The following is a 16329-nucleotide window of genomic DNA, read 5'->3' as shown; positions in this document are numbered from 1 at the left end:
CGCGGCGAAACCCCGATCATCGCCATCCCTTCTGGAGTTCATCAATGACGGATGCAGTAATTGTCAGCACGGCGCGCACGCCGCTCGCGAAAAGCTGGAAGGGCGCCTTCAACATGACGCATGGCGCAACGCTGGGCGCCCATGCGGTGAAGGCCGCCGTGGCGCGCGCCGGCATCGGCGCCGAGGAGGTCTATGACGTCGTCATCGGCTGCGCCAATCCCGAAGGCGCGACCGGCTTCAACATCGCGCGCCAGATCGCGATCCGCGCCGGCCTGCCGGTGAGCGTCGCGGCCATGACGGTCAATCGCTTCTGCTCCTCGGGCCTGCAGGCGGTCGCGCTCGCGGCGCAGCGCATCATCGCGGGTGAGGGCGATATCATCGTGGCCGGCGGCGTCGAATCGATCTCCTGCGTCCAGAACGAGATGAACCAGCACATGGCGCAGGAGGACTGGATCGCGGAGCACAAGCCCGAGGTCTACTGGAACATGATCCAGACCGCCGAGACCGTCGCCAGCCGCTACGGCATCTCGCGCGAGCGCCAGGACGAGTTCGGCGTTGCCAGCCAGCTCAAGGCGGCAAAGGCGCGCGACGAGGGCAAGTTCGACGACGAGATCGTGCCGATGGCGACGCGCATGAGGGTCGTCGACAGAAACACCGGGCAGGCGGCGGTCAAAGATGTCCTCATCTCGCAGGATGAAGGCATCCGGCCCGATACGACCTATGAGGGCGTCTCAAATATCCGCACCGTGGTCGAGGGCGGCGTCGTTTCCGCCGGCAATGCCAGCCAGTTCTCCGATGGCGGCTCGGCGCAGGTCCTCATGAGCGACAAGGCCGCGGCCGCACGCGGGCTCGAGCCGATGGGAATTTTCCGGGGCTTCGCCGTCGGCGGCTGCGAGCCGGACGAAATGGGCATCGGACCGGTCGTGGCCATACCCAAGCTGCTGAAGCAGACCGGCAAGACCGTGAGCGACATCGGGCTCTGGGAGCTGAACGAGGCTTTCGCGGTCCAGGTAATCTACTGCCGCGACACGATCGGCATCCCGAACGACAGCCTCAACGTGAACGGCGGCGCCATCGCGGTCGGCCATCCCTATGGCGTGACCGGCAGCCGGCTGGTCGGCCATGCCCTCATCGAAGGCAAGCGTCGCGGTGTCAAATACGTGGTGGTGACCATGTGCATCGGCGCCGGCATGGGCGCTGCGGGCCTGTTCGAGGTCGTCTGAAGGGAAGCCGGTCGATGCGTGCGCTTGATGGCGTCAAGGTTCTGGAACTATCGCACTATATCGCAGGCCCGTTCGCCTGCCAGTTGCTGGCAGATCTCGGCGCCGACGTCGTGAAGGTCGAGCCCCCGGCCGGAGAGGCGGGGCGGCGCGCCCCGCCCTTCACCGAGGACGGCGAGAGCCTCTATTTCGCGACATTCAACCACAACAAGCGCACGCTCAGCCTCGACCTTCGCGGTCCCGAGGCGGAGCGGGTCCTGCCCGCTTTGATCCGGTGGGCGGATGTCATCATCACCAATTTCGCGAATGATGTGCCGGATCGGCTGAATTTCGGCTGGGACAAGGTCGAGGCGCTCAATCCGCGCGCGATCCTGATCCACATCACCGGCTTCGGCTCATGGAGCCCGATCGGGGCCTTCCCCGCCTTCGATCCGGTGATCCAGGCGATGAGCGGTTTCGCCGACATGGTCGGAGATCCCGCGGGGCCGCCCTTCGTCAGCAACATTCTGTTTGGCGACATCATCACCGCGCATCAGTCCGCCGCGGCGGCGATGGCGGCCCTGCATCTGCGCGAGCGCACCGGCAAGGGCTCCTTCATCGAGGTCAGCATGCTGCGGTCGCTCGCGCCGCTGCTCGGCGACTATGTCGCGCAGTCGACGACGCTCGGACAACGTCCGACCCGCGTCGGCAATCGCCAGACGAGGCGCTTCATCAATGCTTTCCAGACCGCCGACGGCCATCTCGTCGTGGCGCCGATCACACCCGATCAGTGGAAGAGCTTCTGCGACGTGATCGGCCGGCCGGAATGGGGGGCGCCCGAGGTCACATCGAACCGCATCAACGTCACCGACGAGGCCCTGAGGCGCGATCTCGAGAATTCGACGAGCGCCTGGATGAAGCGGCGCACCTCCGACGAGGCCGCGGCGACGCTTCGCGCGGCCGGTGTTCCCTGTGGCCCGATGTGGAGCATTTCCGAGTTGCCGAGAGCCAACGAGACCTTCGATCTGCGCATGCTCGGTCAAGCGCAGCTCATCAACGGAACCGAGGTGACCATTCCCGGCTCGCCGTTTGAATTGCGCAGCGCCGCCGCCGCGCCGCGCCCGGACAACAAGGTGCCTGCCGTCGGAAACCACTCAGCGGCGATTCTCAAGGAGATCGGCGTCGCCTGATCCGACAGGCGATGAAACAGGATTTTGGGCCGGCGTCCCAGGCGGAGACCGGCATCGCATCAAGCCCGGCGTGACCTCGGCGATCGGTCGGGTCCGGGCCTTTGGAGAGCGGCGATCCGGGGATCGTCGCGTTCCGGGAAAACCAGGAAACAGGAATGTCCAGCGAACTCGTCACATATGAATCCCAGGACGGCGTGGCCGTGATCACGCTTTCGCGGCCGGAGAAGCTCAACGCCTTCAATCCCGCTCTCGCGCTCGCGCTCGAGGCGGCATGGAAACGCCTCGCCGCGAGCGACGACAGGGTCGCCGTTCTCACGGGGGCAGGCTCCAAGGCCTTCACGGCCGGCGCCGATCTCAAGGACCCTCCGCTCGTCACCGGCTATGGCTATGTTCCGAATATCGGCGTCGAGGTCGATAAGCCCATCATCGCCGCGGTGCGCGGCTGGTGCATCGGCGTCGGCGTGGTGCTGGTCCAGCAGGCCGATCTCTGCGTCGCCAGCGACACCACCTTCTTCCGCTACCCGGAGGGCCGGATCGGCGTCGGCCGCGGCTTGCTGGGCGGTCTCGCCGCACGCATTCCGCACAAGATCGCCGTCGAGTTGATGATGCTCGGACAGGACGTCTCCGCCGAGCGCATGCTGCAATATGGCTTCGTCAACAGCGTGACGCCCAGCGAGGACGTGCTGCCGACGGCGATGGAATGGGCCAGGATCCTCGCCGAGCAGGATGGCAGCGTTACCCGCTACTTCAAGCAGAGCCTCCTGGCCGTGCTGCCCAAGAGCCCCGGAGAGGTGGCGGAACGGACGCGCTGGATCAACGACCAGCTCCCGGGCAACCGCTCCTGGGGCGGCGGGGGCGCAACGCCGGGAGCCTCGCGCTGACATGATGAGCGGCGCAAATCCGGTGCCGGCCGGTCCGGACGCCCGGTCTCCCGCGTTGGCGGCGGCGGCGCCTCCCTCGCGCGACCGGGCGGGCGCGAAGGAATGCATCCTGAGAGTGGAGAATCTGTCGGTCAGATTCCCGCAGCAGGGCACCGGCGGCGTGAAGGCGGTGCAGGATGTGTCGTTCGACCTCGGCGCCGACGAGATCCTCGGAATCGTCGGCGAATCCGGCTCCGGCAAGACGACCCTGGGCCGCTGCGTCGCCGGGCTGATCCAGCCGTCGGAAGGGATGATCCATGTCGAGGCGCCGGGTTCGGGCGCTCGTTCGCCGGCGACCGCCGACAAGATCCAGATGGTGTTCCAGGAATCGACCACGGCCCTCAATCCGCGGCTCGCGGTCTGGCGCAGCGTGGCCGAGGCCGTGAGCGGCGGCCAATCGGTGTCGAGCCGGCTTCAGCCGGCGGCCATGGCTCAGTTGCAGCGTGTCGGCCTTTCGCCCGAGCAGGGCCTGAAGCTGCCACGCGAGCTTTCGGGAGGGCAGCGCCAGCGCGTCGGCATAGCGCGCGCGCTCGCCTCCGGCGCCCGCATCATCGTCTGCGACGAGGCGGTGGCCGCGCTGGACGTGTCGGTCCGGGCTCGCGTGCTGAACCTCATCGCGGACTTGCGCAGGAGCGCCGGCGTGTCCTTCATCTTCATTTCGCACGACATGAGCGTGGTCGCTCACCTGGCCGACCGGGTTCTGGTCATGCAGCATGGCCGGATCGTCGAGCAGGGCACGACGCGCGACATCATCGCGAACCCGAGCCACGACTACACCAAGCACCTCATTTCCTGCGTACCGGACATCGCGCTATGTTGAATGTTCTTCGGCGCCGCATGCTGACATTCGTCCCGACCTTGCTGATCGGGTCGTTCATCGTCTTCTTCCTCCAGCATCTCGTGCCCGGAGGGCCGGCGGCCGCGCTTCTCGGCGGCGGCGACATCACGCCCGAGGCGGTCGAGGCCGTCAACGAAAGGCTGGGCCTGAACCGGCCGCTGTTCGTGCAATATGTCGATTGGCTGATGCATGTTGTCCGCGGCGATCTCGGCGTGTCTTTCCGGGATCAGGAGCGGGTCAGCCGCTTCATCATCCAGCGGCTGGAGCCGACGCTGCTGCTGGTCGGCGGCGCGCTCCTGGTCGCGCTGATCGTCGGCGGGACGCTCGGCATATGGGCCGCGCTGCGCAAGGAGCATTGGGACGGGCGCGCCGTGCAGACCTTGACGGGTGTCGGCCTGTCGGTTCCGAATTTCTGGCTGGGGACGCTCGCCGTCGGCTTCTTCGGCGTCTATCTCGCCGTCATTCCGGTCGGCGGCTATGTGCCGCTTTCGGCCGGCATGCCCGCGAGCCTGCATTCGGTGATCGCGCCGATCCTGGTCATGTCGATGATCAGCACGGTCATGGTCGCCCGCCACCTGCGCAGCTCGATGACGCTCGTCCTCGAAAGCGTGCATCTGCGCACGGCGCAGGCCATGGGTCTGCGTCCGCATGAGATCTACCTGAACTACGCGCTTCGGATCGCGGTGGCGCCGCTGATCACCTTCCTGCCGCTCGTGGTGTCGCAGCTCGTCGGAAGCACCGTCGTCGCCGAGCGCATCTTCAATATCCCCGGCCTCGGTTCGGGCATCGTCCAGGCGGTCAACAACCGGGACTATCCGACCATCCAGGGCGTCATTCTCGTCATCCTGTGCGCCGTGACGGTTCTGAACCTTGCCGCAGATCTCGCGCTGAACGCGCTCGATCCGCGAATACGCCAGCTCCGCAACTGATGCTCCACCAGAACTTTGGCTCATGAAGATATCACGGCATGTCGTCTTCGATCCCCAGCGCGTATGAGGCAAGGGTGCCCATGAAACTCGCAGCGGCTCAGTCCGAGAGTGACGGCGCAGCCGGAGCATGGGCGCGCGGCATCTCCGGCTACGGCGCATTGCCGCGCTCGCTGCGCTATGGTCTGCCGATCCTTGCCCTCATCATTCTGGCCGCGATCTTCGCGCCTTGGATCGCGCCCTATGATCCGCTGGCGAATGCCGTGCGCGAGCGGCTTCAGGGACCGAGCATGGCGCATTGGCTCGGCACGGACGCGACCGGGCGGGACGTGCTGAGCCGCCTCATCTTCGGCGCGAGGGAATCCATTCGCGGCGTTCTCATCGCCATCTGCGTCGCCGGCGGGCTGGCGCTGCCCTGGGGGCTCGCCGCCGGCTATCTCGGCCGGTTCTGGGACGAGGTGCTGATGCGCCTGGCGGATGCGATGCTGGCTTTCCCCGGCCTCATCCTGGCGCTGGCGATCGGCGGCGTGCTCGGCCCCAGCCTCACCAATGCGATGATCGCCATGGGCATCGTCTACGCGCCCTCCTGCGCGCGGCTGCTGCGCTCGGCGGTGCTGCCGCTGCGCCGGGCCGATTTCGTGCTCGTCGCGAGAACCCTCGGTGCGAGCGCCACGCAGACGGCGATCCGCCATGTGCTGCCGAATGCGATGGCGCCTTTCCTGGTCCAGCTGTGCTCGGTCGCAAGCCTGGCGCTGCTGGCGGAGGGCGCGCTCAGCTTCCTCGGGCTGGGCGCACAGGCTCCCACGCCGAGCTGGGGCAGCGATCTCGCAAAGGCCTATCTCAATTTCAGGAGCGCGCCGCTTCTGACGATCGCGCCCGGCATCACCATCGCATGTTTTTCCTTCCTGCTCGCTCAGGTGGGAAATGGAGTTCGGGAGTGGCTGCGGACCGAATAGCGCAAGCGCAACGCAGTGCTTCAGGAATGGAATGCGAAACACAAGACGTTAAGGGAGGTTGCGATGATGGATGTTACGCAGAGCCGGCTTGGCGATGCTCGATACATGGAAAAGACCGGCAGCCGGTGGCCGCGCATGCGAGCCGGCCTCGCCGCCGCCGCGCTCGCCTTCCTTATGGCGGGGTCTCAGGCGGCAACGGCTCAGGGCGTTCTGCGCGTCGGCAGCACGAGCTATCCCACCTCGCTCGATCCGGCGACCTCCGGGGGCGGCTCCGATCACCCTTATCTCTATCTGATCTATGATCGCCTGGTCGACGCCGATCGCGCCACCGGCGAGCTCAAGCCGGGTCTCGCCACCGCCTGGAAATTCTCCGATGACGGCCGCAAGCTCGAGATGAGCCTGCGTCAGGGCGTCGTCTTTCAGGACGGCACGCCGTTCAACGCCGATGCCGTCGTCGCCAGCATCAAGCGCTACCAGCAGAAAGGCGTGCAGACCGATCTCAAGATCGTCAGCAATGTCGAGGCGGCCGAGCCCTACAAGGTCGTCTTCACCCTCGCCAATCCCGACTCGTCCCTGCCGGCGATTCTCGCGGATCGCGGCGGGATGATCGTCTCGCCGACGGCGGTGAGCAAGCATGGCGACGGCTTTCCGCGCAACCCGGTCGGCACCGGCCCCTATAAGGTCGATTCGACGGTGCAGGGCGCCTCGGTGAAATACAGCCGCTTCGATGGCTACTGGGGCGGCAAGCCGGCGCTCGACGGCGTCAACTGGACGACCTTCACCGAGGTGATCGCGCTCGAGAACGCCGCGACGACCGGACAGCTCGACATCGCCATGCAGATTCCCGCGCGCGACGTGCCGGCGCTGCAGAATGGCACCGGCTACAAGGTCTCCAGCGGGCCGAGCCTCGAAGTGACGCTGATGATGCTCAACGGCACCAAGGCGCCGGTCAATTCCAAGGCGGTGCGGGAGGCGATCAGCCGCGCCATCAACCGCGACGATATCCTGGTCGCGACCAATAACGGCGCCGGCGCCGTGGCGACGCAGCTCCTGCCCTCGACCTCGCCCTATTACAGCGAGGAGGTCGCGTCGAAATACGGCTATGACCTCAACCGGGCCAAGCAATTGATGCAGGAGGCGAAGCAGAGCAACGTCTCCCTCGAATGCACCTATTTCGCCGGATTGGGCTACGAGATCGCGGGCCCGCTGATGATCGAGAATCTCGCTCAGATCGGCATCAAGCTCACGCTCGTCGAAAAGACGCTGGCGCAGGGCGTGACCGACATGGCCGCGGGCAAGCTGCCCTGCTTCCTCACCCGCTGGACCGGCCGGCCGGATCCGGCGATGACCCTGTTCGGCGTCTTCGATTCGCGCGGCTTCGCCAATTACGGCAAGAACGCGATCGGCGTCGATGCGCTGATGGACCAGATGCTGGCCACCAGCGAACCGACCAAGCGCGTGGCGCTCGGCAAGCAGATCGCCCTGCTCGGCGCGCAGGATCCGCTCTCGATACCGCTGATCTATCAGCCGGCCGTGGTGCTGGTCGGTTCCAAGGTCGACGGCTATACGCCGAACTATCTCGGCAAGCAGGATCTTCGTTCGGTGAGCCTGCGCTGATGGCGGCATCGATCCAACCGGCTTCGTCGTTCGACGAAGCCGGGCTCCTGCTGAACATCGAGAATTTGACGGTCGACTTCGTCAGCCGCGGCGCTACGACGCGCGCCTTGAGCAATTTCAACCTTACGCTCGCCGAAGGCGAGATCGTCGGCATGGCCGGCGAATCCGGCTGCGGAAAATCGACGGCCGCGATCGCCATGATGGGACTTCTGCCGAGCGGTGCTCGCGTCAGCGGCTCGATCCTCTATCGCAACCGGCAGCTCGTCGGCCTGCCGGCCGCGCAGCTGCGCGAGGTGCGCGGCCGGGAAATCGCGATGGTCTTCCAGGAGACCATCACGGCGCTCAACCCGGTCGTGCGCGTGGGCGACCAGCTTCTCAGAGCGGTTCGCGCTCATGCGCCATTGACGCCCGGCGAGGCGCTCGACCGCGTCACGCGCTCGCTGCTGCGCGTGCGCCTGCATGATACTCAGCGTGTGTTGGCCAGCTACCCTTCCGAACTGTCGGGAGGCATGTGCCAGCGCGTGCTGATCGCAATGGCGATCGCCTGCGGTTCCAAGCTCCTTCTGGCCGACGAGCCGACGACGGCGCTCGACGTCTCCGTGCAGCGCGAGATCCTCACCCTGCTCAAGGACCTGGCGGCTCAGGGCATCGGCATCCTTCTGATCTCGCATGACCTGGCCGTGCTGAGCGAGGTCGCCAGCCGATTGGTGGTGCTCTATGCGGGAGAGGTCGTGGAGGAAGGGCCGACGCACTCCGTCATCCGGCGTCCCCGCCACCCCTATTCGCGGGCGCTGCTCGCTTGCGTGCCGCGTCTTCACGGCTCGCATTCCAGCTTCGTCGAGATTCCCGAAGGCAGGATCGACGCTGGCGGCGGTGACGAGGGCTGCCGGTTTCGCACGCGCTGCGGATTGCGCGCGGAGATTTGCGAAGAAAGACCGGCGTTGCACACGATCGGAGCCCCGAGCCAGCGATCGCGATGCTGGAGGGCGCCCGAGTTGATGGCGGATTGATCGGCAAGCTCGGCTGCGGCGCGGGCTGTGACCCGGCTCGCGGTTGAGGTGAGCCGCGCCGGGTTTGCCGGAGGCCCAACTCCTGAGAGCACGGGGCTATGACGCACAAGACGAGGAACAAGTTCTCGCCTGAGGTGTGCGCGCGGTGCGTATGGTTCTGGATCACGAGGCCGATCAACCCGCGCCGACGAGCCGAACTTCCTGCCCGGCGGCCACCTGACGATCATCATCGCCCGTGAAGTGTTCTTCGGTCCGATGCCTCAACAATGCGATAGTTGATCGTTGCCGCGTCCGGTGGGACGCACGGCCTACCGCGAGAACACCTCGGCGCAGCGCGAGAAGGACAGGCCTCGGCCATCCGTGTCACGGCTGATGCGGATGTTCTCGATCACGCCGGAGGCGTCGGCGACGATCTGGGCCTCGCAATAATAATCGATGCGCCGCGCCGGCTGGACGAGGACCGGATAAGGCTGGGGATTGAAACCGGAAAACGCGCTCTGGCTCCTGTTCGCCGGCTTCGATGCCGGCATCTGCCATTGCGCCGGAAGGTGAGAGGTCGCCTCGCCGCCGCGCCAGGTGTAGATCGCACCGCCCGTGTCGCGCGTGAACTCGCTCGCCGGAGGCCCGTTGGCGACGAAGAAGGCATCGGCCGGCTGCCCGATCCAGCGGTTCTCCAGCACCTCCGACGCCTGTTTCGTCGTCTGGCAGCCCGCCAGCGCCACAGCGACAAATCCGACCGCTAGGATAGTCCGCACCATCATCACCCTCTTCGGTTTCATGTGCCTGAGCCGCACGCGATCGCTCAGTAGCGGGCCAGATCTTCAATTTTCGGCAGAAAATCCCGTAAAATTGATGCCAAGCCTCCCGCCCCCGCGGAGAGTCTTTCAGAGATTCGAAACGCCGCCGCAGCTATAGGATCGGGCATTCGATCGGGGGACGAGCGCATGACCAGAAGCAACCGCGCGCCTGCGCTGAGCCGCCGCGGCTTTCTCATGGGCAGTGTCGCGCTCGGCCTCGGCGCTTCCGGTCCGGCGCTGGCGCGTGCCTCCCTGTCGGCCGATTGCGGCTGGTGCCTGCCGGGCGAGGCCGCCTGGCGCGACCTCGCCGATCGCAGCCATGGCCAGGTCCTGCGGCCGGGGGAGGCGGGTTTCCTCGAACGCGCCGCGCCGCAGAACCTGCGCTATCGCCGCGTCAGCCCGCAGGCGATCGCCCGCTGCGGATCGCCGGAGATCGTCGCTGCCGTCATCGACTGGTGCCGCGGGCTGGACATGCCTTTCGCCATCCGGGGCGGCGGCCATTCCTATGCCGGGCATTCGACCTCGGCCGGCATCCTGATCGACCTGTCGCCGATGAACCGCATCGATGTCGACGCCGCCACCGGCGCCGTCGACATCGAGGCCGGCGCCCGCAACGCCGACATCGCCCGCGCCCTGGAGAAAAGCGGCCGCACCATCACGCATGGGCGCTGCGGAACCGTGGGAATCGCCGGCTTCCTGCTCGGCGGCGGCATCGGCTTCAACATGCGCCGTTACGGAATCGGCTCTGACCTGATGCGCGCGGCCGAACTCGTTACGGCCGATGGCCGCGTCCGCCATGTCTCCGAGGGCAGCGAGCCAGACCTGTTCTGGGCTCTGCGCGGCGGGGCCGGCGGCAATTTCGGCGTCGCGACGCGCTTCACCCTGGCGTCCCACCCCGCCGACGAGCGGATCACCGTCTTCTCGCTGCGCTGGAACACGCAAAGCGAAGCCGTCGCGCAGGCCTTCGTTGCGGCGGCCGAGAAGGCGCCCGAGAGCTTCGCCAGCCGGTTCTCGCTGGGCGCGGCCTCGCCGGAGCAACGCCGGGCCGGAATCGACGTGCATTTCGATCTTCTCGGACAACATGCCGGCCCGAAAGGCGAATTGCTGGATCTCCTCGCCCCCGTCTTCGGCGTCGCCCGGCCGGAACGCCTCGTGGTCGAGGAGCGCTCCTATTGGGCCGGCCAGGATTTCCTCGCGGAACCGGGAGAGCCCGGATTCTACCAGGAGCGCTCCGGCTTCGTGCGGCAGCGGCTCGACGAGCGCATCCTCGAATGCGGCTTTCGCCGCCTGCGCGACTGGCCGGGCACGGCGGTCGGCGCCGATCTGCGCTTCTTCCAGACGGGTGGAGCCATCAACCGGATGGCGCCGGATGCGACCGCCTTCGTCCATCGCGACAGCGCCTGGCTGTTCTCGATCGGCCTGGACTGGAGTGCGGGGGATCAGGCGACGCCGGAGGTGATCGCACCCGCCCAGCGCTGGCAGGACGGCTTCTATCGCGAGATGCGTGAATTGTGCGGCAGTGGCGCCTATCAGAACTTTCCCGATCCCTCGCTGGTCGATTGGCGCAAGGCCTATTACGGCGCAAACCTCGCCAGGCTGGAAAAAATCAAGGCGGATATCGATCCCTTCAACCTGTTCCGCCACGGCCAGTCGCTGTGATTCGGGTGGTCACTTGATGTGAGGGTCGATTGAAATTTACGCATGGGAAACCCTCGAAAGAGCATCGTGTTGCTTTTGAGGGGGCGAGTAGATTAGGAACTAAACGTAAGCCGGTAAGACTAAAATATAAAACGAATATACGTTGTGTTTACTTTAACGATGAGGTGGCGAGTCCGTTCTTTGGTGCCTGCCGTGGGAGTTGCGCCGGTCGCCGCGCCAGCTCCGGCCCGTCTCGCATCCGCGCCGCGCTCGGCGCCGCCGCCCCGCAAGAACCCCCATCGCAAACCCTCAGCCACAGCTACAACCCAAGGCCATGCCCGATCATGCAGAATGAGACCGAAGGTTCGATGTTCGCCAGTCGCGCCGATGCGCTCTCCGTCGATCAGCTGAAGGCGATCATCGGCGGTGTTCGAGCAGGCGAGAAGCGCGAGCTCGACGGCGATGACGCCGCGGCCCTGACCGCCGGCAGCGACGCTGCGGAACCGGCCGCCCTGAAATCCTCGCATGGCGGTCTCGCGGACGATCGGAGCGGCGGCAACGCCGACAAGGATGCGGCCAAGCACATCAAGGAGCTCGAAAAGGAGCTCCGCGGCGGCCAGAATACCGAGACCGGTGCCCCGGGCGGCAAGGTCCTGGGCAAAAGCTTCACCAAGGCCGAATACGAGCGCACCTCGCAGGGCTGGACGAAGGAGGTCTCGACCGACGCGACCGCTGCGGCCAAGGCGGAGGAAACCGCGAACAAGGCCAGGCAGGACAAGGCGGACAAGGCGGAGATCCAGAAGGATCGGGCAGAGACCAAGGCCAAGTTGCTCGACGGTCTGCCCGCCCTCGGCGAGAAGATCGACAAGGCGCTCGAGAAGGGCACCGCCTCCAGGCTTGCCGGGAGCAAGCCCCTCGACGACAAGCCCACGCCGGACAAGCCGATCCCGGCCGGCTTCAAGGAACTGCACGACACCATTTCCAAGCAGAAGGCGCAGGCTCCCGCCGACAGGGAGACGCTGAAGGCCGCCGAGCACGTCAAGGAACTGGCGACGATCAAGCACGACGGCGCGAACCAGATCGTCAAGCATGCCGAGAAGAGCCTCGATGCGGTGGCGAAGAGCAACGCCCACTCGAAGAACCCGGAGGCGGTGAAGGCGGCGACGCAGAAGCTCGCGGATGCCTATGCCGAGCAGAGCAAGACGGCGAAGGAACTGAAGTCCGCGACGTCCGCGCATGATGCCGCCAAGCAGAAGATCGCCGATTCCAAGCAGGCGGTGGAGGATGCCAAGCAGAAGCTCGGCAAGGACCCTGCCGACAAGAAGGCGAGCGAGGACGGCGCCCGCCAGCGCTCTCAAAGCGTCGCCGACAAGCCGGCGCAGGACAAGGCCAGCGACGACGACGGTCGCGGCCGGTCCAAGACCGTCTCCGAGCCGCGCAGCAAGGAGATCGAAACCAAGCCGGGCGCGCTCGACAAGGTCCAGAAGATGGCGGCCAGCAGCTGGAAGGGCGGCAACAAGCAGGTCTCGAAACTGCTGGAGGCCCATGACAAGTCGCAGGCCAAGAAGAACGGCACCTATCAGGAGGACGTGATCGACGAGGTCCTCGCCGGCGGCGTCACCGACACCGTCATGGTCGACGGCAACACCAAGCATCAGATCGTCGACATGGCGCAGGTGAAGGTCGAAGGCGGCACCGTCTCCTACACCAACGGCAGCAGCAAGGGCGCAAGCGCGGCCTGGACGATCCGGGCCGAGGTCGGGAAGGAGCACGTCGCAACCGAGGATCTCGGCGACGGCGCGACCAGGACCACGACGGACAAGGCCTATGCCGGCGCCTCCTTCGAGAACAAGGCGAAATACGCCGTGACCAAGAACAGCGTCGCCGCCGAAGCGTCGACCAAGGTCGCCGTCCACGCCGAAGTCAGCCATTCGACGACCACGAAGATCGGTGATACGGAGCAGACGCAGACCGTCGCGGCCATGGCGCATGCCGAGGCGGGAGCCAAGGCGGGCTTCCGTCTGGGCTTCGACGGCCTGTCGGCGGAAGCCAAGGCCGCGGTCGAGGCGGTCGCGAAGGTCGACTTCGTCAACGAGACCAAGGTCGGTGACCTGACCAGCACCGAGAAGCTCGAACTCTACGCCCAGGCCAAGGCCGAGGCGAAGATAGGCGCCGAGGTCACCTTCAATCCGTTCGAGAAGGATGGGAAGATCAAGATCAAGGGCGGCTACAGCGCCGAAGCCTCGGCCGGTGTCGGCGCTTACGGCGAGAAGGGCCTGCACGGCAAGAACGGCGGCGGCGCCGATGTCGGAGGCGGCGTCTATATCGGCAAGATCGGTGGCCATCTGGACACTGATTTCGACTTCAAGGACGGCAAGCTGAACGCCGAGATCGACTTCGGCGGCGGGCTCGGGATCGGCTTCAACGGCAAGATCAAGATCACCGGCGACGTCAACGAGGCGACGAAATCCGTCCAGGAGGGGGCGAAAGCGCTGGACGAGCTCGGCATCGTCGGACAGGTCGTGAAATACGCCTCCCCCGTGGTCCACATCACGAATTTCTTCCGGGGCTTCTTCAGCTGATCCCTTGAACGACACCGGAACGGCAGGACGATTGACATGATCGACAAAAACAGCACTCCCGAGCAGATCGCGGCCTACAAGACCGATGCGATGAGCCGGTTCATCCCCGCCGTGGCCCATCTCGACGAGGCTTCCGCGCGGCTCATCCGCGTGCGCGCCGAAGCCGAGGGCTGGTCGGCTTCCCAGGCCGAGTGGCTGGATCGGCTCGCCAAGGCGCCGCTGATCCAGGCGGTGGTCGACGGAACGCCGGCGCCCGAGGCGCTCGAGCAAGCCTATGCGCAGGCCCGCCGCGACCTGACCATCGCCTATTTCGACAACGCGCTCGCCGAGGGCAAGACGCTCTTTGCAGCGTTCCTCACCCTGATCGAGCTGGAGCGCCAGCTCGCCGAGCGGCGTGGCGAGGCGGCCCCCGACTATGCCGACAACATCCTGCTGGCGGCTTGCGAGGCCGTGCAGGTCGCCGCGGAGCGCGGCCTGTCGAGCGAGGATCAGGTTTCCGCCGGCTTCGGCATGATCCGCAAGCTGGTCGCGGCGCGCGGCAATTGAGCCGGGCCCCGATGCAGGACGCCCTGGAGCATCGCGCCGAAAAGGGGAATCCGCTTTTCGGAAAGGTCCGATGCTGGAACAAGGAGCCGGATTGCCACTTTGCGGCCGATCGGGCGCAAGGCGATCCGGCCATCATCTGCCGCGAAAGGATGCCTCATGCTGCCCATGGCGTTGCCGCCGCCGCCCGCGTTGGTCCTCATGGCTGAACAGGGCGCATCGCTGGAGACGAGGCTGGCCGACCGCGCGAAAGCGGACGGCTGGTCGCAATCCCAGGCCGGCTGGATCGGCAAGCTCGGCGTCGCTGCCGCCGAGAGCGGCGCAGGGGAGGGCGGCTTCGAGGCCGCCTACAGGGCCGGGCGGCGCGCGCTCTCCATCGCCTATTTCGATCACGCTCTGGCGGAGGGCAAAAGCCGCCTCGTCGCCTTCCTGACCGTGGTCGATCTCGAGAAGCAGGTGGCGCAGCGGGCCGGAGTGGCCGCGGCCGAACCGGCTGATGCCGACCTGCAACGGGCCTACGCCGCCGTCGAGGTCGCGTCCAGCCAGGGCGCGTCCAGCGCCGCCCAGCTCGAGGCTGGCTTCGCCATATTGCGCTCCCGCCAGCAATAGGCTGCAAGACGGCCCGCGGCGGGGGCACCTCCGTGGAAGCTAGAGCATTTTCGAGCGAAGTGGACACCGGTTCGCGTGAAGAAAATGCGATAAAACAAAGACTTGGAGCAATTCCGCGATTCGGGGAGTTGCTGAATTGCTCTAACTGGAAACCCGTTCGCTGCGCGTCCGTTGATCGGATGCTCAGATCGGCTGCACGGCTGCGGGCGGGCCTCTGACGAGATCCTTCAGGGCGGGCAGCAGCAGGCTGAGAACGGAGACGTGATCGATTACGATCTTCGCCTCCAGCAGGGTTCCTGCGGTGATCTGTGCATCCGGCCCCTGCGAGCTCGTCCAGCGGAACCCGGTCTGCGTGGACTTGTCCCGTTCCATTTCCACGGTGATCAGGAAGGGCGGGCCGCTGGCGGTGAGTTTGCGCACGAGATCGTCGTTGCGCAGGATATGGCGCAGATATTCCGGGCTCGCCGCGACTTGCGGGGTCTTGGAGACGGTGCCCTTGATCGCGCCGTATACGTCGCGGCGCACCGAGGTGGGATCGACGAGCGCCGGCATGCCGACGCGCATCTTCTTGCCGTCCTTCACCGGGATCAGGATGGCGGCGACGAGGCGCTCGCCGCCGGGGCGGATGCCGGCGAAGCTCTCGTCGACCGGCAGAAGGCTGATCAGGGGCGTGTCGAAGCGCACGAGATCGCCGGGCAGGACCTTGAGCTCCGAGACCAGCCCGTGCTGCGTGCTGCGGATCACGGTATCATGGCGGATCCGGTCGGAAAGCCGTTCGATCTGCCGCTGGGCCTGGGCGCGGCGGCTTTGCAGGGCCTGGAGCTCGCGCTCGTATTGGGCCTGTTTCTCGGCGCTGTTCAGAGTGAGCGACAGGAGGTCGCCCTGCTTGCTGGCCGAGCGCTCCAGCACCTCCGCCAGCTCCGCATGCACCCGCAGATAGCGCTCCGAGGTGGTGTTGCCCGATTTGCGCAGCAGTTCCTGGCCGTCGGCGAGCTGCTGCAGCAATTCGCGCCGCTGCCCCAGCAGCTGGATGGTATCGCGGGCATTGGCCTCCTGCTGCTTGCGCAAGGTCTCGAACAGGGCGGTGCTGCGCTCCTGCAGCGCGAGAACCCGCGTTTCCTCGCTCCTGATCAGGTCGAGCTCGCTTTCCGCCAGCTTCAGGTCGGTCGCGAGGCTCGGCAGCGTGAGGCGTGCGATTTCCTGCCCCGGCTCGACGCGCTGTCCGATATCGACCAGCAGATCCGTGATCCGGCCGTCCTGCTGCGAGGCGATGGTGAATTCGAGCACGCCTTTCGAGCTGAGCACGACGCCCGTGCCGGTGATCGAGATCGGCACCTTGATATAGGCGGCGCCGGCGATTGCGGCGAGGAGCAGGGCGCAGAGCATGACCACGGCGGTCAGATAGCCCGGATTCACCAGCCGCAGGCCGGAGGAGAGCTGGTCGGGGCGTTGCAGGACGGCCTGGGCCTCGGATCGGAAGAGACTGCGCTCGCTCATCGGCTTT

The 16329-nt window shown here is 66.3% G+C and carries 14 protein-coding genes; 12 read left to right on the top strand and 2 right to left on the bottom strand.

Annotated features, from left to right (window positions below; genetic code table 11):
• Positions 1-44 precede the first annotated feature (44 nt).
• From M9917_RS00665 to M9917_RS00630, 8 genes are all read left to right on the top strand, one after another.
• A complete protein-coding gene (locus M9917_RS00665) occupies positions 45-1223 on the top strand; it encodes an acetyl-CoA C-acyltransferase (RefSeq protein ID WP_297250336.1) in 1179 nt (392 codons plus the stop codon).
• A 14-nt stretch (positions 1224-1237) separates the two neighbouring features.
• A complete protein-coding gene (locus tag M9917_RS00660) occupies positions 1238-2389 on the top strand; it encodes a CaiB/BaiF CoA transferase family protein (protein WP_297250334.1) in 1152 nt (383 codons plus the stop codon).
• A gap of 155 nt (positions 2390-2544) precedes the next feature.
• A complete protein-coding gene (locus M9917_RS00655; RefSeq protein ID WP_297250331.1) occupies positions 2545-3270 on the top strand; it encodes an enoyl-CoA hydratase/isomerase family protein in 726 nt (241 codons plus the stop codon).
• A gap of 55 nt (positions 3271-3325) precedes the next feature.
• On the top strand, positions 3326-4129 hold the full coding sequence (locus M9917_RS00650) for an ABC transporter ATP-binding protein (RefSeq protein WP_297250329.1): 804 nt from the start codon (positions 3326-3328) through the stop codon (positions 4127-4129).
• A gap of 17 nt (positions 4130-4146) precedes the next feature.
• On the top strand, positions 4147-5076 hold the full coding sequence (locus tag M9917_RS00645) for an ABC transporter permease (protein ID WP_297250327.1): 930 nt from the start codon (positions 4147-4149) through the stop codon (positions 5074-5076).
• Positions 5077-5156: 80 nt separating this feature from the next.
• Positions 5157-6029, top strand: coding sequence for an ABC transporter permease (locus M9917_RS00640; RefSeq protein ID WP_297250325.1), 873 nt, complete (start codon positions 5157-5159; stop codon positions 6027-6029).
• Positions 6030-6164: 135 nt separating this feature from the next.
• Positions 6165-7646, top strand: coding sequence for an ABC transporter substrate-binding protein (locus tag M9917_RS00635; RefSeq protein ID WP_297250322.1), 1482 nt, complete (start codon positions 6165-6167; stop codon positions 7644-7646).
• Positions 7646-8656, top strand: coding sequence for an ABC transporter ATP-binding protein (locus M9917_RS00630; protein WP_297250320.1), 1011 nt, complete (start codon positions 7646-7648; stop codon positions 8654-8656). The genes M9917_RS00635 and M9917_RS00630 overlap by 1 nt, the downstream gene beginning before the upstream one ends.
• Before the next feature lie 308 nt (positions 8657-8964).
• Here the strand turns inward: M9917_RS00630 and M9917_RS00625 are convergent, their stop codons facing one another.
• A complete protein-coding gene (locus M9917_RS00625) occupies positions 8965-9435 on the bottom strand; it encodes a hypothetical protein (protein WP_297250318.1) in 471 nt (156 codons plus the stop codon).
• A 165-nt stretch (positions 9436-9600) separates the two neighbouring features.
• On the opposite strand from M9917_RS00625, the gene M9917_RS00620 reads away from it, so the two are divergent.
• From M9917_RS00620 to M9917_RS00605, 4 genes are all read left to right on the top strand, one after another.
• The gene (locus M9917_RS00620) at positions 9601-11112 is read left to right on the top strand and encodes an FAD-binding oxidoreductase (RefSeq protein WP_297250316.1); all 1512 of its coding nucleotides are present in this window, start codon (positions 9601-9603) and stop codon (positions 11110-11112) included.
• A gap of 347 nt (positions 11113-11459) precedes the next feature.
• Positions 11460-13673 (top strand): hypothetical protein, encoded by a 2214-nt coding sequence (locus tag M9917_RS00615; protein ID WP_297250315.1) that lies wholly within the window; start codon positions 11460-11462, stop codon positions 13671-13673.
• A gap of 36 nt (positions 13674-13709) precedes the next feature.
• A complete protein-coding gene (locus M9917_RS00610) occupies positions 13710-14219 on the top strand; it encodes a hypothetical protein (protein WP_297250313.1) in 510 nt (169 codons plus the stop codon).
• A 156-nt stretch (positions 14220-14375) separates the two neighbouring features.
• Positions 14376-14825 (top strand): hypothetical protein, encoded by a 450-nt coding sequence (locus M9917_RS00605; RefSeq protein ID WP_297250311.1) that lies wholly within the window; start codon positions 14376-14378, stop codon positions 14823-14825.
• A gap of 183 nt (positions 14826-15008) precedes the next feature.
• Here the strand turns inward: M9917_RS00605 and M9917_RS00600 are convergent, their stop codons facing one another.
• Positions 15009-16322 (bottom strand): NHLP bacteriocin system secretion protein, encoded by a 1314-nt coding sequence (locus M9917_RS00600; RefSeq protein ID WP_297250309.1) that lies wholly within the window; start codon positions 16320-16322, stop codon positions 15009-15011.
• Between the last annotated feature and the right edge of the window lie 7 nt (positions 16323-16329).

This window comes from Bosea sp. (in: a-proteobacteria), from assembly GCF_023953965.1.
Taxonomy (GTDB): domain Bacteria; phylum Pseudomonadota; class Alphaproteobacteria; order Rhizobiales; family Beijerinckiaceae; genus Allobosea.
This window is presented reverse-complemented; position numbering and strand designations above follow the sequence as displayed.